Genomic DNA, 18,576 nt, shown 5'->3' with positions numbered 1-18,576 from the left:
CTGTTAGTTGAACTGTTCGAGAAAATCCAACAGTTGCGATTTATTGAAGAATTTCGAAAGTGAGGTAAAAAATTGGAAATAAGCCCAATTATTACTCTGATCAGTGGAGCTGGTATAGGAGCTATTTTAAGTGCAGTTTTAGTGTTTGTAAATAACAGCAAGAAAAATAAGTTAGAATTCATAACAAAAGAACGTTCAGAGTGGCGGAGAGATATAAAATCAATTATAGTTGATTTATTAAATGGTAATAACCGATATTCTGCAATAAGTAGACTTGAAACTCAACTGAATACATATGGTAGATATATCTCTAAGGAAGACGAGTATGAATTTTATATGAATGATGGTCATATTTGGAACTTAATTGATAATTTTGATTATTCAAGTAAAAATGTAAGAATTTTAACAAAATATTTAGAGCTGCTGTTAAAATTCGATTGGGAGAGGTCAAAACGCGAAATAAAATTTGATACAATTAATAATTTGATATATTTTGTGTTAGTAGTAGGTTCATTATCTAATTTTCTGTTTCTTCTTAATGTGAAAGAAATTAATGTGAAAGTAATTTTAGATACATCGCTTTTAACTATATCAACTTTATTTATGGTATTAGGCATATTCTTTTTTGGCGATGTTAGTAGAAAAATTAATGAAATAACAAAGGCTAAAAGGTGGTTTTTAGCAATCTTATTTGGCTCCATAAGCTATAGCATATATAGAATGTTATATTGGATGATTTCTTCTGAAATAGAAGTTTGGATTACAATAGTTTTTACTCTTTTGACAACAGTATTAGTACTAAGTGTAGAGTCTATTTATTTTGATAAAGTTAATAAAGAAGAAAAAAGATATATAGATATTTTAAAAGAAAATATAAATACGGAGGATTAAAATGAAAGAACTTTCACCTAAATACAATCCAGCCGAGGTTGAGGCTGGTCGTTACCAAAAATGGCTTGACGCTGATGTTTTCAAGCCTTCAGGCGATCAAAAGGCTAAGCCTTATTCGATCGTCATTCCACCACCAAACGTAACTGGGAAACTCCACCTTGGTCACGCTTGGGATACAACTTTGCAAGATATTATCATCCGTCAAAAACGCATGCAAGGTTTTGATACTCTTTGGCTTCCAGGGATGGACCACGCTGGGATTGCGACTCAAGCTAAGGTTGAGGAGCGCTTGCGTGGTGAGGGCATTACGCGTTATGACCTGGGTCGTGAGAAATTCCTCGACAAAGTCTGGGAATGGAAAGACGAATATGCCACTACCATCAAGGAACAATGGGGCAAGATGGGGCTCTCTGTAGACTACTCTCGCGAGCGTTTCACGCTTGACGAAGGTTTGTCAAAAGCCGTTCGTAAGGTCTTTGTGGACCTATACAAGAAAGGTTGGATCTACCGTGGTAAATTTATCATTAACTGGGACCCAGCAGCTCGCACAGCCCTTTCTGATATTGAGGTGATCCACAAGGACGTCGAAGGTGCCTTCTACCACATGAACTATATGCTGGAAGATGGCTCACGCGCTCTTGAAGTTGCGACCACTCGTCCTGAAACTATGTTTGGGGACGTTGCGGTTGCGGTCAATCCAGAAGACCCACGCTATAAGGACTTGATTGGTAAAAACGTCATCCTTCCAATTGCTAACAAACTGATCCCAATCGTTGGAGACGAGCACGCAGATCCCGAATTTGGTACTGGTGTTGTGAAAATCACTCCTGCCCACGATCCAAACGACTTCTTGGTTGGTCAACGCCATAACTTGCCACAAGTCAACGTCATGAACGATGACGGAACTATGAATGACTTGGCCTTTGAATTTGCAGGTATGGATCGTTTTGAAGCCCGTAAGGCAGTCGTTGCCAAGTTGGAAGAAATCGGTGCCCTCGTTAAAATCGAAAAACGTGTCCACAGTGTTGGTCACTCAGAGCGTACAGGTGTAGTGGTTGAGCCACGTTTGTCTACACAATGGTTCGTCAAAATGGACCAATTGGCTAAAAATGCCATTGCTAACCAAGATACAGAGGACAAGGTAGAATTCTACCCACCTCGTTTCAACGATACCTTCCTCCAATGGATGGAAAATGTCCACGACTGGGTCATCTCTCGTCAGCTTTGGTGGGGTCACCAAATCCCTGCTTGGTACAATGCTGAGGGTGAAATGTACGTCGGTGAAGAAGCTCCTGAAGGTGACGGATGGACTCAAGACGAAGACGTCTTGGATACTTGGTTCAGTTCTGCCCTTTGGCCATTCTCAACCATGGGCTGGCCTGATGTCGATTCAGAAGACTTCAAACGTTACTTCCCAACTTCAACCTTGGTAACAGGTTACGACATCATCTTCTTCTGGGTGTCTCGTATGATCTTCCAATCATTGGAATTCACAGGCCGTCAGCCATTCCAAAACGTTCTTATCCACGGTCTTATCCGTGATGAGCAAGGACGTAAGATGTCTAAATCTCTCGGTAACGGGATTGATCCGATGGATGTTATTGAGAAATACGGTGCCGATGCCCTTCGCTGGTTCCTTTCAAACGGTTCTGCACCAGGTCAAGACGTGCGCTTCTCTTACGAGAAAATGGATGCTTCATGGAACTTCATTAACAAGATCTGGAACATCTCTCGCTACATCCTCATGAACAATGAAGGCTTGACCCTTGAGCAAGCAACTGCCAATGTCGAAAAAGTTGTTAACAAGGAAGCTGGAAACGTTACTGACCGCTGGATTCTCCACAACCTCAACGAAACGATCGGAAAAGTCACTGAAAACTTTGACAAGTTTGAGTTTGGTGTTGCAGGTCATATCCTCTACAACTTCATCTGGGATGAGTTTGCGGACTGGTACGTTGAGTTGACCAAGGAAGTCCTTTATAGCGATAACGAAGAAGAGAAAATCATTACACGTTCTGTTCTCCTATACACCTTGGACAAGATCCTTCGTCTCCTTCACCCAATCATGCCATTCGTGACAGAGGAAATCTTTGGACAAATTTCAGAAGGCTCTATCGTGACAGCAGCATACCCAACTGTCAATCCAGCCTTTGAAGATCTTGCGGCTCATACTGGCGTGGAAAGTCTCAAAGACTTGATCCGTGCTGTTCGTAATGCGCGTGCGGAAGTAAACGTAGCTCCAAGCAAGCCAATCACAATCCTTGTGAAGACAAGCGATAGCGACTTGGAAGCTTTCTTTAACAGCAATGTCAACTACATCAAACGCTTCACAAATCCAGAACACCTGGAAATTGCATCAAACATCCCTGCACCTGAACTCGCGATGTCAAGTGTCATCACAGGGGCAGAAATCTACTTGCCTCTAGCAGACCTCCTCAATGTCGAAGAAGAGCTGGCTCGTCTCGACAAGGAACTGGCTAAATGGCAAAAAGAACTGGATATGGTAGGTAAGAAGCTCTCTAACGAACGCTTCGTAGCCAACGCCAAACCAGAAGTCGTCCAAAAAGAACGCGACAAACAAGCCGACTACCAAGCCAAATACGATGCGACTATAGCACGTATTGATGAGATGAAGAAGTTGGTGAAATAAACACACAAACACGGCGGAATGCCGTGTTTTTTTGGTATAATGAATGTGTTAAAAAGAATAGAAAAGAGAAGCTCTATGCCAGAAGGCGTTACATTATTTCAAGATACCTTGATCAAATCTTTAAAGTTTGGTTTTATTGATAATGTTAAATTTCAAGAAGGAGGATACTCTCCTCAAATATTAATCAATGACCCAGAGTCTAAGCGTTATGTATTGAAGGATATTCAAGAAGAATTATCAAAATGCCAATCCTTTTATATTTCTGTAGCATTTATTACCCAATCAGGGATTGCTCTGATTAAATCCCAATTATCCGATTTAATGGATAAAGGAATAAAAGGTAAAATTCTGATATCTCCTTATCTTGATTTTAATGATCCAGTTGCTATGCAAGAATTACTAAAGTTGAGAAATGTTGAAGTTCGACTCACTCCTGAGAGTCTTCAAATGCATGCTAAGTTTTATCTTTTTGAGCATGATGGGAAACAAGTTCTTATTTCAGGAAGCTCAAATTTAACTCATAATGCACTAAAGATCAATTACGAGTGGAATATAAAATTGACTTCAACTCACAACGGGGAGTTAATTCAAGCTACTAAAAAAGAATTCGAAAAAATTTGGACAAAATCCGATGTTTTAACGGCAGAGAAGATTGATTCATATGCTAGAAAGCGTAAAAAAACAATTCGAGTGGATCAGATTCGAGAAGAGGCAATAGCTGAATATCAGGTATCAAGCATTGAACCTAACAAAATGCAAAAAGAAGCATTGAGAGGTCTGCAAGCCGTTCGCGATTCGGGGAAAAAGAAAGCTTTAGTCATCAGTGCTACAGGGACAGGTAAAACGTATTTATCAGCTTTTGATGTTCAACAATTTGAGCCGAAAAGAATGCTATTTGTCGTTCATAGGGAGCAAATCCTACAAAAATCTTTAAAGGATTTTCAAAAGGTTCTACAGTTCCCAGAATCAGAAGGTTTGATTTATCATTCTGGAGCTGATTTGACAAATAAGAAGTATATTTTTGCGACGATTCAAACGTTATCCCGTGATTCACATTTAAATCTATTTTCAAAAGATTATTTTGACTATATTTTAATCGATGAGGTTCATAAAGCTGGGGCTGATTCATACAAAAAAATGATGGCACATTTTCAGCCAGAATTCTTTTTAGGAATGACTGCAACACCTGAGCGAACAGACGGACAAAATATTTATGAACTATTTGATTATAATATCGCCTATGAAATCCGTCTACAAGATGCTCTTGATAATGATATGCTTTGCCCATTTATTTATTTTGGGGTAAAGGATATTGAGGTAGATGGGCATCTAATCGATGAAAAGACAAATATCTCAAACTTAACATCTAACGAACGAGTTAAACATATTCTTCAAAAAATTGATTTTTATGGCGTAAGCGGAGAAAAAGTAAAAGGGTTGATATTCTGTTCCTCTAAACAGGAAGCACATGAGCTATCTTTAAAATTGAATCAACATGGAAAAGCTTGTCGAGCATTGACAGGCGATGATAATATTGAAACACGAAATGAGGTAGTTTCTCAACTCGAAAAGGGTCAACTAGACTATATTTTAACAGTGGATATTTTTAATGAAGGGATTGATATTCCTTCTGTCAACCAAGTGGTCATGTTAAGAAATACTCAGTCTAGTATTGTTTTTGTTCAACAACTGGGACGTGGTCTTCGTAAACATGATAGCAAAGAATATGTTACGATCATTGATTTTATTGGAAATTATAAAAATAATTACTTAATTCCAATCGCTTTATTTGGTGATAAATCAATGAATAAAGATAATTACCGAAGAGAGCTAAGAGAGCCCAATATCTTAAATGGTCTAACAACTATCAATTTTGAAGAAGTGGCTAAAGAACAAATCTTTAGGTCTATTTCCAATACAAATCTCTCCAATCGAGCTATCCTAAAAGAAGCCTATATGGAAACGAAGAATCGCTTGGGACGTACTCCAAATCTCAGTGATTTTTGGAAACTAGATAGTCTAGATCCCTATGTTTTCTTTGATACTTTTAATCATTATGGAGAGGTTGTTGCTTCCTTTGAAAAAGATGATCAGTTCATTAAAATTCCTGAATTAAATGGTTTTCTGACTTTCCTCTGCAAAGAACTATCCAATGGTAAACGAAAAGAAGAACTCTATCTTTTAAAAATATTACTAGAAAAAGGAAAGATTTCCCGTTCTGAATTTAAACAAATCCTAACAATGAAGCAATTAGGATCCTCCGAACAGTTATTTAAATCTATCGAAAACTGTTTAGACTATAACTTTTTCGTTAAAAGAGATCAAGAAAAGTATGGTTTGTCAGCCTTAAGCATTGAAGATGACACTTATCAACTAGCAACAGATTTCACTCAATTTCTTACAGAGGAATACAAAAAATTTATCTTAGACATCATTCAGACTGGTCTAGAGCGCTCTCAAAAATATCCGCAGGAACCATTGACAGTAGGTGAGAAATACTCTCGAAAAGATGCTGTGAGACTTCTCAACTGGGACAAGGATGAAAGTTCTACTGTATATGGATACAAGGTCAAACATGGAACGTGTCCTATCTTTGTAACTTATCATAAGGATGACGATATTACAGAAACAACCCAGTATCAAGATGGGTTCTTATCCAACAAAGTCTTTCATTGGTATTCTCGGAGCAATCGAAGCTTTAAGTCCAAAGAAGTTGCTGATATTATGCAATCTAATCAAACTGGTTTGGCTCTTCATCTCTTCGTAAAAAAAGAAGACGGTGAGGGAAGTGATTTCTATTATCTAGGGCCAGTTAGTTATTTGGAAAATAGTGCTACTGAAACTAGGATGCAGGATGGAAAAACTCCTGTAGTTACAATGAATTTTGAATTAGTCAATGAGATTTCTTCCACACTTTATGATTATTTAACAAAAAAATAAGAGAATAATCTCTTATTTTTTTGTTAATAATTCTACAGCTGGACGGTCAACTGGAGCCCAGTTGAGAGTATCTAGTTCATTAGGAGCTAACCAAGTTGAATTTTGGTGTTCAAGCAACTCTAGCTTCCCTGATATCAGCTTTGCATGATAGGTCTTCATAACAACTGTCCCAAAATCATAATCATATGAAGCTTCATTGATGTAAGAAATAATTTCAATTTCAGAATTTAGCTCTTCTTTAATTTCACGGACTAAAGCTTGTTCAGGAGATTCCCCTATTTCTAATTTCCCACCCGGAAATTCCCAAAAACCTCCCAAACTTTTACCTTCAGGTCTTTGTGCACAAAATATTTTACCATCTCGTTCTATGGCTGCTGCAACAACATTTATTATTTTTTTTGACATAAGTTATCTCCGATAATTTTTTCTTTCTCTCCTCACAACCAGCCTTCTTCTTCGGCGGTTTTGGCTGCTTCGGTTCGGTTGCTTGCGCCTAGTTTGGAGAGGATATTGGTCATGTAATTACGGACAGTACCGTTTGAAAGGTAGAGCTTGTCCGCAATTTCTTGGTTAGACAGGCCTTGGGCTACTCCATGTAGAACAGCGACTTCTTGCTCGGTCAAGGGATTGGGATGGGTCATCATGACTTCCATCAGCTCTGGAGAATACTCCTTTCGTCCCTCTAACACCGTATGCAGGGTTTGCATGAGTTCGGCGATGCTTCGCTCTTTCAAGACATAGGCGTCGACTCCTGCTTTGACCGCTCGTTCAAAATAGCCTGGACGTTTAAAGGTTGTAACGATAACCACCTTTGTTTCAGGCACTTCTTGTTTGATCCACTCGAGCGCTTCTAGTCCTGTCTTGACTGGCATTTCGACGTCAAGAATGGCAATATCTACTGCTTCTTTTCCCAAAACCTCAATAGCTTCAGCTCCATTTTTCGCCTGCAAGACAGTCTCCACATCTGGTTGAAAGCTTAAGAGCTGGCACATGGCATCTCTAAGCATACTTTGATCTTCTGCGACTAATACTTTCATCTACTTTCTCTCCTTATAAGGCAGATGCACGCGCACCTCTGTGGGATCTTTCAAACTGACCAGCTCTACTTGACCTGAGAATGCTGCTGCACGGTCACGGACTGTATGGAGTTCATTTCCTTTTACAGTTGCAAAACCTTTCCCGTCATCTCTAACTGTCAATAGCAATTCCTGATTTGTACGTTCCAGTTTTAGATAGGCTTTTTCAGCTCTGGCATGCTTGATGATATTGGTCGCCAGTTCTAACAAAACCATAGCAGCTGTCGACTCTATATCCTGAGTCAGGCTAGCCTTGTCCAACTGATTCTCAACTTGAACCTCAATCCCAGCAATCTCAAGCATCTTCTTGATAGTTTCAAGTTCTGAAGCTAGGGTCCGTGATTTTAGATTTTCCACGATAGTTCGCACTTCATTCATCGAATCCTTGCTGATCTGGTGGATTTCTTTTAATTCCTTTTCCACCTGTGGATAAGCCTCCATCTGAAATAACTGCAAGGCTAAATCTGTTTTGACACTCAGCATAGCAAAGGTATGTCCCAGACTATCATGCAAATCCTGACCGATACGACTGCGTTCATTTTCAGCAAGCAATAGATTTATCTGGGCATTTTGCTTGGCCTGAGCTTCTTTCAAATCCTCCACAATACGAATCCGAACCAAGCCAAAAGTCATTAAATCGATAAAAGTGAGAATTCCAAGTAGATAGACTAGAAACTCAACTTCAACTTCCTGAAAAATCAAAAGTTGCCCCACAACAAGGACTTGAGCAAGGAGAAAAGTTCGGACATGTAAAGAATTAAAACTACGTACGCCGAAATGATAAATTAAGAGATTGGCAAGGAAAAAGAAGAACCAGATATAATTTACACCAACAAAGGCAGTATAGCCAGCTACATAGGCTAGCATGATAACCCAACAGAGCCAGGATAAACGCTGACTCTTGGTGGTTAAAACACCTAAGTAAGCCAAGACAAATAGAATATCAATCAATAAATGCCAGACAGCAAGCTCCCCAATCACTACAGGAAGGATGGGAAAAACCATAAAAATCAAACTGGCCCAATACATATAGTCTATGCTCTTCAGTCTTTCAAGCATTAAGCATTCTCCTTATGACCTTGAAGGTAAATGGTCAAACCAAACAAAACTGCTGAAAAAACAAGTAGATAAACTGTGGCTGATAGATTGAGGCCACCCTCATTTAAGAAGGTCTTGATCAATTCCATCAACTGATAGCTTGGTAGACGCTTCCCGATTGCTTGCATCCAGTCTGGAAATAAAGAGACGGGCATCCAGAGTCCGCCTAAAACAGCCAAGCCAAAGTAAAGAAGATTGCCTACGACAGACATCAACTGACTAGTTGGTAAGAGAGTCAAGGCCAAACCAAGGGCTACAAAAGCTACACTTCCAACTATCAGCAAAAGCGCAGCTCCAATCCAGTTTCCAAGAGACATGTCCACACCTCTTACAAAATGTCCAACTGAGAAAACAACCAGAATTGAGACCAAATAATCAACCATCATACTTGTTATCTTTGATAGATAATATTCTACCATATTTACAGGGCTATGACGTAATATTTTCTGCCAGTTGTTGATCTTGTCGGTATGTAAAACAACTGGGAATGAAAAGATAGCTGTCGACATCATGGAAAAAGCCGTCATGGAGATGAGGTAGTCGCGCATAAAATTAGCCGGTCCACCTGGTGTGTCCTGATACATGCCTGAAAAGAATAAATAGAAGGCCGTCGGCATCCCTACTGATAATAAATAATAGACTAGTTGCCGTTTGGTTAATAGGAATTCTATCTTATTTAATGCGATCCATCGTTTCATCTTAGTCATCTCCCTTTTGTGTTTCTTCAAAGATTGTATCTAGCAAACTACGGTTATTAACTTCAATTTCTTGTATGCTACATCCTGCTTGAACTAACAGTTCCCAAAAAACATTTGCCTCTCGTGTGACTACTTGCAGAGCATCTTGTTTTTGTACCCAGTTTTCAACCAAGTTAGACTGCTCAATGACTTCCTTGTATGCTAGAGGAAGGATAAAATGCTTTTCAATTCCCTCACTACGCATAGCTAGAGGCGTCGTATCACGAATCAACTCTCCCTTATTCAAGACCAAAATCCGGTCAGCTGTATGCTCTACCTCTTCGATGTAATGGGACGAATAAAGGATGGTAACTCCCTTAGCTTTTAGCTCCTGAACAATTTCCCAAAAGCGTTGACGGGTTGAAGTATCCATGGCAGCAGTTGGTTCATCTAAAAAGACAAGCTTTGGTCGCCCAATCAAGGTCAAGACAAAAGAGAAGAGACGCTTTTGCCCACCTGACAATTTTTCTGCGAATTGTTCTTTTTGTTGCTTGTCAAACTGCAATAGTTGATCGATTTCCTGGTTGCTCAAGGGATTGGGATAAATGCTTTGAAAGAAAGCAATCAACTCTTTGACCTTTAATTTCTGAACGATGACATTTTCTTGAGGGAGGTAGGATCTTGTGTAGTCTAACTGAGAGCTCGTCACTGGCAAGCCTTGGATGGATACTTGACCGCTGGTGACCAGTTTATCTCCAAGCAAACAGTCCAAGAGTGTGGTCTTTCCAGCACCATTGGGCCCAATCAAGGCGACGCATTCACCTTCAGCTATCTCAAAGGAAATACCCTTCAAAATAGCCTTGCCCTTGATGTTTTTATTTAGGCTTTCTACCTTAATCATGTTCATGATATTCTCCTTTCAGCCACTCCTTTCCCATCGGAAAGGCGATAAAAATCATAAATCCTAATCCCCAGGCACCACGGATGACTTGGTGAAGGAAGGCTTGATCAAACCAACCTGTAAACATTTCTACCAACCATACCACTAGTGATAGTCCAATAAAAAGATAGAGAATCGCTTTTTTCATTTTTCAAACTCCTTTTTCACATCTGAGACCAATTTCAAACCTTCTCGGATCAACCAAGACATCATGCCAAATCCTGCAAATAGCTCCCAAGGAAAATGATAGAAACCTTCATCCAATCCTGAGAACATGAGATAAGTCATGACTCCTGCTGCTACTAAACTCATTGCGACAATTACTTTATGTTTCATTTTTTCTTCCTCCATTTGATACATCTAGTATAATTCTTTGAAGGTAGAATCACTAGAAGCTTCTGTCATGAGGAAATATGACAAATGTCACAAAAAAAGAAAGTTGATTTCTCAACTTTCTTTTTCTATTATTTAATCTTTATTCCACACTGAAAAGATATGGGTAAACCGGTTGTTGACCTTGGTGGATTTCTACTTCGACATCTTCGAATTCTTCTGCGATTTCTTGAGCAATTTCATTTGCCAATTCTTCGCTTCCGTCTTCTCCAACATAGAAGGTTACGATTTCACTGTCTTCGTCCAACATATGTTTCAATGTTTCAGTCAAGGTTTGGTGCATATCAGGATTTGATACGAGAATCTTACCATCCACCATACCAAGATTGTCATTTTCATGAATTTCTAGACCATCGATAGTCGTGTCACGAACGGCTGTTGTTACACTACCGCTGACAACATCGCCAAGGGCTGCAGTCATGCGTTCTTGGTTTTCTTCGATAGACTTGCTTGGGTCAAATGCTAGAAGGCTAGTCAATCCTTGAGGAATTGTACGAGCTTCTACTACAACAGCTGGTTGTTCCAATACTTCAGCTGCAGATTGAGCTGCCATGAAGATATTTTTGTTGTTTGGCAAGAAGATGATGTTGCGAGCATTGACTTTCTCAACAGCTTTGACAAAATCTTCTGTCGAAGGGTTCATGGTTTGTCCACCTTCGATGACATAGTCCACACCTTGTGCACGGAAGATGTCTGCCAAGCCTTGTCCAGCTACTACTGCGATAAGAGCATATTCTTTTTCTTCAGCTGGCTTGCTGACTTGCGCTTCTTTTTCTACTTGCGCTTCGTGTTGGTTACGCATGTTATCGACTTTAACCTTGACCAAGCTACCATATTTAAGACCTTCTTGCATAACAAGTCCTGGATCTTCTGTATGGACGTGAACTTTAACGATTTCGTCATCATTGACAACAAGTAGAGAATCCCCAAGTTCGTTCAAGTAGTTACGGAATTCTTCGTAGTCAAACTCTTTAGCATAAGTTGGACCTTGCTTGAGGGCAACCATGATTTCAGTACAGTAACCAAAGGTAATGTCTTCAGTTGCTACATGTCCGGCTACAGATTTGTGGTGTTCTGCATTGATCATCTCACCCATATTGGCTGGAGTAGCAACAAAGTCTTCAGATGCACTGTATTCACCAGTAAGAGCTGAAAGGAATCCTTCATAGATGAAGACCAAACCTTGACCACCTGAGTCCACAACTCCAACTTCCTTCAATACTGGAAGCATTTCTGGAGTTTTAGCAAGGGCTGCTTTAGCTCCTTCCAAGGCTGCACGCATAACTTCAACTGCGTCATCTGTCTGTTCTGCTTTTTTCTTAGCACCGATAGCAGCTCCACGTGATACAGTCAAGATTGTTCCTTCAACAGGCTTCATAACAGCCTTGTAGGCAACCTCAACACCTGATTGGAAGGCAAGAGCTAGATCTTTTCCTGTTAACTCTTCTTTTGTCTTGATGGCTTGTGAAAATCCGCGGAAAAGCTGAGAAGTGATAACTCCTGAGTTCCCACGCGCACCCATCAAAAGACCTTTAGCCAAGATACTTGCAGCCTCACCAACAGTTGAAGCTGGTTTGTCTGCTACTTCTTTAGCACCATTTTCGATAGTCATCCCCATGTTTGTTCCTGTATCTCCGTCTGGAACTGGGAAGACGTTCAATGAATTGACATATTCGGCTTGCTTGTTCAAACGAGTTGAAGCAGCCTGTACCATTTCTTGAAATAAGCTTGTAGTAATATTTGACACGATTATTCTCCTACAACTTTGATATTTTGAATGTAGACATTCACAGTTTGAGCAGTGATTCCAAGTTGGTTCTCTAGGCTAAAGCGAACACGTTCTTGGATATTTTTTGAAACTTCACTGATTTTTGTACCGTAGCTCAATACAGTATATACATCAACTGCAATACTACCGTCTTCAGCTGCTTTAACGACTACACCTTTTGAATAATTTTCCTTACCAAGAAGGGCTTGGAAATTATCTTTGAGGGCATTTTTACTAGCCATACCGACTACACCAAAAATTTCAGTTGCTGCACCACCTACGACAGTAGCGATTACATCATCTGTCAGTTCGACTTGACCATCTTTTGTATTAATTTTTACAGTCATTTTTTTTACCTCAAATAGTTGATACTCTATTTTATCATATTTCAGCCCAACTGTAAAAGCAGAATGATGTATCATCGGATATTTGCTTGATTTTTCAAATGATTTCAGCTGTCGAGCAAAACAAAAAAGACCCTGTAGGTCTTTTCATATTTATTAAACGCGTTCTACTTTTCCTGATTTCAAAGCACGAGCTGAAGCCCAAACTTTTTTAGGTTTACCATCGATAAGAACAGTAACTTTTTGAAGGTTTGGTTTTACGGCACGTTTAGTTTGGTTCATCGCGTGTGAACGGTTGTTTCCTGATACAGTCTTACGACCTGTAAAGTAACATACTTTAGCCATTGTGTTTTCCTCCTATTAGATCTAATATAGCGGATGTGCTAGCACCACATACCGTACTATGTTATCACACTTTCTTATTTTTGGCAAGGGAATTGAAAGACTTTTTTTATTTGACGTAGACAACACCAAGTTTCCCGAAAGCTACGTCTCCACGGATAATCAAGGTTTTGCTGGTTGGGGCTACAGGAGCATCTGCCTTGGCCGCACCACAAAAAGTTTCCACCTTCAAATCCACTCTCCAATGTTGGGGCACATAGATAACTGCATTCCCAAATCCGACTTCTATCTTCAAGGTTGCGCTATCTCCTAACATCTCTGCATTATCATAATAGATTTTGGCATTCCCAAATCCGACTTCAAACTCGTCTTCTACCAATTCTTGGTCTTGCTTGTAAAATGTACCTGCTCCAAAAGCGACTTCCTTGTCTGTCAGAATGGTCTTTTCACCATCATGCCACCATTTTTTCCCATTCCAAGTTCTGTTAGTATGAGTCAGCATACTTACTCCAAGCACGATGAGAACACTCGCCCAGAACAGTGATTGATTGGGAATCGGTAAAATGTTATAAAAATGATTAGCAATCATGAGGGCCACTAGGGCTGTAACGGTGGCTGAAGTGAAATGACGACGAAGGATTGCCTCAACTGATTGATAGGCAAAAAATCCAATACCGATCAAGGGCCAAATTTCCCCTTCAAGTGAAGGAATACCAAAATTCCCCTGTAACAATACTAAAGCTGCCAATACTAGCAACACAATACCAAATACTTTCTTTTTCATGTTCTTACCTCATGTTTCTTAGATTTTCTTTTAGGAGGGATTGGTAGTGCCGTGACACGTGAACCTCCTTGTGGGTTTGATAAAAGGAAATAGTGCCTGTCCCTGAGAAGGACTTGTCAACCGAGTAAACTTGCCGAATATTGGCAATGGTCGATTTGGATACCCGACTGAAATAGCGGGGCAGGATGGACTCTAGTTCATAGAGCTTGAGCCGAACCTCGTAGGCCTCTTTCTGGGTATGGGCGTAAATCTTGCTACCTTCCGTCTCAAAGAAGAGGATTTCTGCCAAGTCTAAGTAATACTCACCCGTCCCCTTATAAAAGATCAACCTAGGAGCCTTGGTTTCTTGCAAGAGTCGTTGCAAGTCAGCTATCTCATCTGTCAGGGCTGCAGCCTTGATGACAATCTCTGTCTCAGTTAATTCACTATCAATCTCGATTCGTAACTTCATCCTATCTCCTTTCTGCATCTACTATACCAAAGCCCAGAAGACTTTACAAGGGCAAAAAAGCAAGTGGTCACTTTTAGCCCGTAAGTGGTTACGAGCCCAAGCCCACTTGCTTTGCTTCTTACAAAATAAAGAAAAGAATGCCCAAGAGGAGACCACAGGCGTAGCCAACTAAAACATCCTTGGGATAATGTACTCCCCCCAAGACCCGCACAAGGCCGAGAAAAGCTGATAAAACCAATAAAATAATCCCCATAGGTAGACTAGCATGCAGGCAAGCCATGGAAATGATGGTTGCTGAAAAGACATGGCGACTAGGCATTGAATTCCCAGAGCTGTCCTTGTCTAGTAGCGGAATAATTTCCCAAGTCTCATAAGGACGCGGTTGATTGATCCACTTACGAACTAGCGTCAATAGGAGAAAGCCTAAAGCCGGCACCAAAATATAAGCAGCAAGGTCTTTACCAACCCCTTTACTTACAAAGTTTGTTCCCAACAAGGTCAAGTAAGCTAAGGGCATCAGAACTGTCATCATGCGATTAAAGACTCGCATCAATTGCAATAGTTGTGGATGTCGAAGAAGATTTGATTTCCTCTTCTCGTACCACTCTTGATAGTTTTTCATCTGTTTTCTCGTTGTTTCTATATTTTACACAAGAAGTCTGACAGAACGAGTCTGCTAGCATCTCCTACTCTAGTATAGTGCAGAAAAAGAAGGCCGTCAAGCCTTCTTTTGATTTATTCCTCTGCTTGGTCTTCTGTAAATTGACTATTGTAGAGGTCTGCATAGAAACCACCCTGTTCCATAAGCTCTTCATGATTACCTTGCTCGATGATGTTTCCTTCTTTCATGACCAGAAGCAAATCAGCATTGCGTATCGTTGACAATGACTGCCACCACTACTGCCCAAATCCAGTATTCTGACATGCCAAGGATTTTCCCAATGGCCCAAATAGCCATGATAGGACCACGAGTGACCACTTGGAGTCCCATGGTAAAGAGCATCTGAATCTGCGTGATATCATTAGTCGTCCGAGTCAATAGACTGGGGATTGAAAAACGTTTAAAAACCAACATCGGTTTATCCATTCTTTCTCCCTTCTAAGTAAAAATAGTTCTCATAAGAACATTTAAGTTTCAATGAGAACTATCTAAGCAGAAATTGACATCAGCTCTTATTTTATCTATAATAAACACTATCTCACACCTATAAGAATACACCCTGATCAGAAATGAGAAACTCACAAATGAAACATAAAGAAGAGAAAATTTTAGGAATCTTTGCCATCATCTTTGGAACCCTGGCCCTTCTTGGTTCCTGGTTGCCAATCATTAGCATACTAGCCTTTTTCTTTGCCATTATTGCTATAGCCCTAGGAGTTTTTGGTATTGGCCTTAATCTCAAAAATCGTAAAATATTGGCTATTATCGGAACAAGTCTAGGTATTCTATCCATTTTTCTTGTCTTAATGACGCAAGTATTACCTTCTGGTGTCTTTACTGACTTGGCTAAAAACTTTCGTCACCCCTACAGAAGTCTGACCTCTTTAACGGAAGATGAGAAATTTGGAAAATCACCAGATTATAGACATGATGAAGAGGATATCAAAGATACCGATACCTTCTCTTGGACCCAGGAGCAGTTCGATGCTTTGATAGAGGGAGACACTGCAAACAGAGGAAAAGGTGGCTCCAACTACAAAGATATCATCAGCAAGCATGGACTACCAGATTCTGAAATTGAGTCAACCTCAGGTGACTACGACATTAAGAAAATCACCTATCTATCCCTCGGTTCAAACACCAAGACAGTTGTACTCACTTTCGCAAAGCAGGAAAACGGCCAGTTTCTTCTCATCCGTAAATTTGCCCTAGGCTTGGATAGAAAAGAGCAAACTGATGATGGAGTGAAAGTTTAACATAACAAAAAAGCGAACAGATATTAAGCCTGTTCGCTTTTCTATTAGAATCCATCTACATTGGTATAGATTTTTTGGACATCTTCGTCGTCTTCAAGTACGCTGTATAGTTTTTCGAATGTTTCTAAATCTTCACCTGACAACTCAACTTCTGATTGAGGAATCATCTCAAGTTCTGTTACTTGGAATTCTTCGATACCAGATTCACGCAAAGCCACAATAGCTTTGTGAAGGTCAGTTGGAGCTGTGTAAACAGTGATTGTTCCTTCTTCTGCTTCTACATCGTCTACATCGACATCTGCTTCAAGCAAAAGCTCAAAGATCGCATCAGCATCATCACCTGCAAAGACGATAACACCTTTGTTGTCAAAGAGGTAAGATACAGAACCTGAAGCTCCCATGTTTCCGCCGTTTTTACCAAAGGCAGCACGGACATTGGCAGCTGTACGGTTAACGTTTGAAGTCAAGGTATCAACGATCAACATTGAACCATTTGGCCCAAACCCTTCGTAACGCCCTTCTGTAAAGGTTTCGTCTGTATTTCCTTTAGCCTTATCCAAAGCCTTATCAATAACGTGTTTTGGCACTTGCGCTTGTTTGGCACGATCGATAACGAATTTCAAAGCTGAGTTTGATTCTGGATCTGGATCACCTTTTTTAGCTGCTACATAGATTTCTACACCAAATTTTGCATATACTTTAGAGTTAGCTCCATCTTTAGCCGTTTTCTTGGCTACGATATTGGCCCATTTACGTCCCATTAGGAATCTCCTTTTTTCACATTTTAATCTTTCTTATTATAACACAAGTCTAGTCGATTTTCACTAGAGGAAATGGATTTTTCTTTTATAAATGAAGCTAGGATTGTCCGCCGACAGCCAAGATTTTCTTGCCTTCTTTTATCCAAGGGTGCTGAGAGAGTGAGATATAAAGCTGTGCAGTCATAACCAGCCAAAGTAGCGGTTCACATAGAATCACACCTGTATAACCTGCCCAAGGAATAATCCAAGCGACGAAAACAATTTTCCCGATAAACTCGATAAAACTAGATATGAGGGGTAAGAGTTTTTGACCGAGTCCCTGCAAACTATTTCTATAAATCAATAAAAGACTCAAAAACGGATAGAAAACAGAACTAATACGTAGGTACAAGGTTCCATTTTCAATCAAGTAACCATCTGTTGAACTCGCTAAGAAAGAAACTAGGCTAGGACTTGCAAAAAATAGGAACACACAAGCAAAGGTTGCCCAAGCCATACTCAAATAGCTCCCTAGACGAAGACCTTGGACGATACGATCTGGACGTTTTGCCCCAAAGTTTTGAGAGATAAAAGTTGTCATAGAAGCCGAAATTGCCGTCATTGGCAATAGGGCAAAGGCCATGATTCTACGTGCTGCCGTTTGGGCACTGATAATAACTGCTCCAAAACCATTAACAGAGGATTGCAAGATAACACTTCCGACAGAAACGATTGAACCCATCAGCCCCATGGCTAGCCCCTGCTCCAAGAGATCGACATAGAGATCCTTATTCCATTTGAAGTGCTTCAAGCTTGGAAGAAGCTCTGGAACACTCTTTCGAATATAGAAATAACAGAGAATAGCGGACAAACCTTGCGATATGATGGTTGCAAGACCTGCAGACTGAACCCCCAATTGCAGTTGTGTAATAAAATACAAATCTAAAATGACGTTAACAATGGCTGAAAAGATAAGAAAGGCAAGCGCCGCAAGGCTATCACCAATCGAGCGTAGTAATCCTGCAAAGAGATTATAGGCAAAGCTAACTCCCACGCAGCTAACAATCATTGAGATGTATTCATAAGATTGGGGAAGTATTTCTGCAGGTGTTTCGAGATATTGTAAGAGCGGATAAAGGCCGAAGAAACCCATCAGCATGACAAGACCACTCAGGATTGCACCTAAAATCCAAGTCGCTGCAACAGCCTCTTTAATCTTTGTGAAATTACGAGCACCATAAAGTCGAGCAATAACAACTCCCATCCCATTTCCGACTCCGAGAGCAAAGCCAATAATCAAATCAAAAATAGCTGTCGTAGCTCCGACTGCCGCCAAGGAATTTTGTCCCAAAAAACGCCCAACAATCAAAATATCAGCTGTATTGTATAGTTGCTGAAAGATATTGGACAGTAAAATCGGTAATGCAAAACTAATCAGTGAAGGAAGAATGGGACCATGAATCAAGTCCACCGTTGATTTTTTATTCATAGGGCTATTATATCAGCTTTCAAGTTGAGGAACAAGGGAGTTTCCTCGAGAAAGCGTTGCCTATATGTAAACAATC

The 18,576-nt window shown here is 40.1% G+C and carries 19 protein-coding genes and 2 pseudogenes; 4 read left to right on the top strand and 17 right to left on the bottom strand.

Going from position 1 to position 18,576, the window contains the following annotated elements; translation table 11 throughout:
• The first annotated feature begins 72 nt into the window (after positions 1 to 72).
• The 3 genes from LG369_RS00620 to LG369_RS00610 all read left to right on the top strand — a co-directional run bounded on the left by LG369_RS00620 (position 73) and on the right by LG369_RS00610 (position 6,481).
• Positions 73 to 891: a hypothetical protein gene (locus LG369_RS00620; protein ID WP_225749948.1), complete on the top strand. Its 819-nt coding sequence runs from the start codon at positions 73 to 75 to the stop codon at positions 889 to 891.
• Position 892: 1 nt separating this feature from the next.
• A complete protein-coding gene (locus tag LG369_RS00615; protein ID WP_074324482.1) occupies positions 893 to 3,541 on the top strand; it encodes a valine--tRNA ligase in 2,649 nt (882 codons plus the stop codon).
• A 75-nt stretch (positions 3,542 to 3,616) separates the two neighbouring features.
• Positions 3,617 to 6,481 (top strand): DUF3427 domain-containing protein, encoded by a 2,865-nt coding sequence (locus tag LG369_RS00610; protein ID WP_225749947.1) that lies wholly within the window; start codon positions 3,617 to 3,619, stop codon positions 6,479 to 6,481.
• A gap of 12 nt (positions 6,482 to 6,493) precedes the next feature.
• Here LG369_RS00610 and LG369_RS00605 read toward each other — a convergent pair whose 3' ends face one another.
• The 15 genes and pseudogenes from LG369_RS00605 to LG369_RS00535 form a co-directional block, all read right to left on the bottom strand.
• Positions 6,494 to 6,886, bottom strand: a complete 393-nt coding sequence (locus LG369_RS00605; RefSeq protein ID WP_225749946.1) for a (deoxy)nucleoside triphosphate pyrophosphohydrolase — start codon at positions 6,884 to 6,886, stop codon at positions 6,494 to 6,496.
• Positions 6,887 to 6,918: 32 nt separating this feature from the next.
• The gene (locus LG369_RS00600; protein ID WP_006154868.1) at positions 6,919 to 7,518 is read right to left on the bottom strand and encodes a response regulator transcription factor; all 600 of its coding nucleotides are present in this window, start codon (positions 7,516 to 7,518) and stop codon (positions 6,919 to 6,921) included.
• On the bottom strand, positions 7,519 to 8,616 hold the full coding sequence (locus LG369_RS00595) for a sensor histidine kinase (protein ID WP_225749945.1): 1,098 nt from the start codon (positions 8,614 to 8,616) through the stop codon (positions 7,519 to 7,521). It lies immediately after the preceding gene.
• Positions 8,616 to 9,353, bottom strand: a complete 738-nt coding sequence (locus LG369_RS00590; RefSeq protein ID WP_225749944.1) for an ABC transporter permease — start codon at positions 9,351 to 9,353, stop codon at positions 8,616 to 8,618. The genes LG369_RS00595 and LG369_RS00590 overlap by 1 nt, the downstream gene beginning before the upstream one ends.
• A gap of 1 nt (position 9,354) precedes the next feature.
• Positions 9,355 to 10,239 (bottom strand): ABC transporter ATP-binding protein, encoded by an 885-nt coding sequence (locus LG369_RS00585; RefSeq protein ID WP_225749943.1) that lies wholly within the window; start codon positions 10,237 to 10,239, stop codon positions 9,355 to 9,357.
• Positions 10,226 to 10,420 (bottom strand): hypothetical protein, encoded by a 195-nt coding sequence (locus tag LG369_RS00580; protein ID WP_004250555.1) that lies wholly within the window; start codon positions 10,418 to 10,420, stop codon positions 10,226 to 10,228. Before LG369_RS00580 ends, LG369_RS00585 begins: the two co-directional genes overlap by 14 nt.
• Positions 10,417 to 10,623, bottom strand: coding sequence for a hypothetical protein (locus LG369_RS00575; RefSeq protein ID WP_025170070.1), 207 nt, complete (start codon positions 10,621 to 10,623; stop codon positions 10,417 to 10,419). Before LG369_RS00575 ends, LG369_RS00580 begins: the two co-directional genes overlap by 4 nt.
• Before the next feature lie 124 nt (positions 10,624 to 10,747).
• Positions 10,748 to 12,412 (bottom strand): DAK2 domain-containing protein, encoded by a 1,665-nt coding sequence (locus LG369_RS00570; RefSeq protein ID WP_225749942.1) that lies wholly within the window; start codon positions 12,410 to 12,412, stop codon positions 10,748 to 10,750.
• A 2-nt stretch (positions 12,413 to 12,414) separates the two neighbouring features.
• On the bottom strand, positions 12,415 to 12,780 hold the full coding sequence (locus tag LG369_RS00565; protein ID WP_000216443.1) for an Asp23/Gls24 family envelope stress response protein: 366 nt from the start codon (positions 12,778 to 12,780) through the stop codon (positions 12,415 to 12,417).
• Positions 12,781 to 12,933: 153 nt separating this feature from the next.
• Complete coding sequence (gene rpmB, locus LG369_RS00560; RefSeq protein ID WP_001140948.1) at positions 12,934 to 13,122, bottom strand: 50S ribosomal protein L28; 189 nt, start codon at positions 13,120 to 13,122, stop codon at positions 12,934 to 12,936.
• Positions 13,123 to 13,228: 106 nt separating this feature from the next.
• The gene (locus tag LG369_RS00555) at positions 13,229 to 13,903 is read right to left on the bottom strand and encodes a LiaF transmembrane domain-containing protein (protein ID WP_225749941.1); all 675 of its coding nucleotides are present in this window, start codon (positions 13,901 to 13,903) and stop codon (positions 13,229 to 13,231) included.
• Between the two features lie 4 nt (positions 13,904 to 13,907).
• Positions 13,908 to 14,354, bottom strand: coding sequence for a LytTR family DNA-binding domain-containing protein (locus tag LG369_RS00550; RefSeq protein ID WP_004250544.1), 447 nt, complete (start codon positions 14,352 to 14,354; stop codon positions 13,908 to 13,910).
• Positions 14,355 to 14,472: 118 nt separating this feature from the next.
• The gene (locus LG369_RS00545) at positions 14,473 to 14,976 is read right to left on the bottom strand and encodes a phosphatase PAP2 family protein (protein WP_225749940.1); all 504 of its coding nucleotides are present in this window, start codon (positions 14,974 to 14,976) and stop codon (positions 14,473 to 14,475) included.
• A gap of 113 nt (positions 14,977 to 15,089) precedes the next feature.
• Positions 15,090 to 15,239 (bottom strand): annotated as a pseudogene (locus LG369_RS00540) (ABC transporter ATP-binding protein); the annotation flags it as partial.
• Positions 15,232 to 15,420, bottom strand: a pseudogene (locus tag LG369_RS00535) (ABC transporter ATP-binding protein); the annotation flags it as partial. The pseudogenes LG369_RS00540 and LG369_RS00535, both read right to left, overlap by 8 nt.
• A 179-nt stretch (positions 15,421 to 15,599) precedes the next feature.
• On the opposite strand from LG369_RS00535, the gene LG369_RS00530 reads away from it, so the two are divergent.
• Positions 15,600 to 16,271 carry a CD20-like domain-containing protein gene (locus tag LG369_RS00530; protein WP_225749939.1) on the top strand — a complete coding sequence of 224 codons (672 nt, stop codon included), beginning with the start codon at positions 15,600 to 15,602 and terminating at the stop codon, positions 16,269 to 16,271.
• 44 nt (positions 16,272 to 16,315) lie between these two features.
• On the opposite strand, the gene LG369_RS00525 is transcribed toward LG369_RS00530, so the two are convergent.
• Both LG369_RS00525 and LG369_RS00520 read right to left on the bottom strand, forming a co-directional pair.
• Positions 16,316 to 17,032, bottom strand: coding sequence for a YebC/PmpR family DNA-binding transcriptional regulator (locus LG369_RS00525; protein ID WP_004250532.1), 717 nt, complete (start codon positions 17,030 to 17,032; stop codon positions 16,316 to 16,318).
• A gap of 97 nt (positions 17,033 to 17,129) precedes the next feature.
• Complete coding sequence (locus LG369_RS00520; protein ID WP_225749938.1) at positions 17,130 to 18,500, bottom strand: MATE family efflux transporter; 1,371 nt, start codon at positions 18,498 to 18,500, stop codon at positions 17,130 to 17,132.
• Positions 18,501 to 18,576 lie beyond the last annotated feature (76 nt).

It is taken from the genome of Streptococcus sp. Marseille-Q4154 (assembly GCF_916700545.1).
GTDB classification, from domain to species: domain Bacteria; phylum Bacillota; class Bacilli; order Lactobacillales; family Streptococcaceae; genus Streptococcus; species Streptococcus infantis_I.
This window is presented reverse-complemented; position numbering and strand designations above follow the sequence as displayed.

What these genes read in the sequence shown, in the direction of transcription:
- LG369_RS00605 (WP_225749946.1), bottom strand. Translation starts at nt 6,886, where the DNA reads ATGTCAAAAAAAATAATAAATGTTGTTGCAGCAGCCATAGAACGAGAT.
- LG369_RS00615 (WP_074324482.1), top strand. Translation starts at nt 893, where the DNA reads ATGAAAGAACTTTCACCTAAATACAATCCAGCCGAGGTTGAGGCTGGT.
- LG369_RS00600 (WP_006154868.1), bottom strand. Translation starts at nt 7,518, where the DNA reads ATGAAAGTATTAGTCGCAGAAGATCAAAGTATGCTTAGAGATGCCATG.
- LG369_RS00565 (WP_000216443.1), bottom strand. Translation starts at nt 12,780, where the DNA reads ATGACTGTAAAAATTAATACAAAAGATGGTCAAGTCGAACTGACAGAT.
- LG369_RS00520 (WP_225749938.1), bottom strand. Translation starts at nt 18,500, where the DNA reads ATGAATAAAAAATCAACGGTGGACTTGATTCATGGTCCCATTCTTCCT.
- LG369_RS00545 (WP_225749940.1), bottom strand. Translation starts at nt 14,976, where the DNA reads ATGAAAAACTATCAAGAGTGGTACGAGAAGAGGAAATCAAATCTTCTT.
- LG369_RS00580 (WP_004250555.1), bottom strand. Translation starts at nt 10,420, where the DNA reads ATGAAAAAAGCGATTCTCTATCTTTTTATTGGACTATCACTAGTGGTA.
- LG369_RS00525 (WP_004250532.1), bottom strand. Translation starts at nt 17,032, where the DNA reads ATGGGACGTAAATGGGCCAATATCGTAGCCAAGAAAACGGCTAAAGAT.
- LG369_RS00555 (WP_225749941.1), bottom strand. Translation starts at nt 13,903, where the DNA reads ATGAAAAAGAAAGTATTTGGTATTGTGTTGCTAGTATTGGCAGCTTTA.
- LG369_RS00530 (WP_225749939.1), top strand. Translation starts at nt 15,600, where the DNA reads ATGAAACATAAAGAAGAGAAAATTTTAGGAATCTTTGCCATCATCTTT.
- LG369_RS00610 (WP_225749947.1), top strand. Translation starts at nt 3,617, where the DNA reads ATGCCAGAAGGCGTTACATTATTTCAAGATACCTTGATCAAATCTTTA.
- LG369_RS00590 (WP_225749944.1), bottom strand. Translation starts at nt 9,353, where the DNA reads ATGAAACGATGGATCGCATTAAATAAGATAGAATTCCTATTAACCAAA.
- LG369_RS00550 (WP_004250544.1), bottom strand. Translation starts at nt 14,354, where the DNA reads ATGAAGTTACGAATCGAGATTGATAGTGAATTAACTGAGACAGAGATT.
- LG369_RS00575 (WP_025170070.1), bottom strand. Translation starts at nt 10,623, where the DNA reads ATGGAGGAAGAAAAAATGAAACATAAAGTAATTGTCGCAATGAGTTTA.
- rpmB (WP_001140948.1), bottom strand. Translation starts at nt 13,122, where the DNA reads ATGGCTAAAGTATGTTACTTTACAGGTCGTAAGACTGTATCAGGAAAC.
- LG369_RS00585 (WP_225749943.1), bottom strand. Translation starts at nt 10,239, where the DNA reads ATGAACATGATTAAGGTAGAAAGCCTAAATAAAAACATCAAGGGCAAG.
- LG369_RS00595 (WP_225749945.1), bottom strand. Translation starts at nt 8,616, where the DNA reads ATGCTTGAAAGACTGAAGAGCATAGACTATATGTATTGGGCCAGTTTG.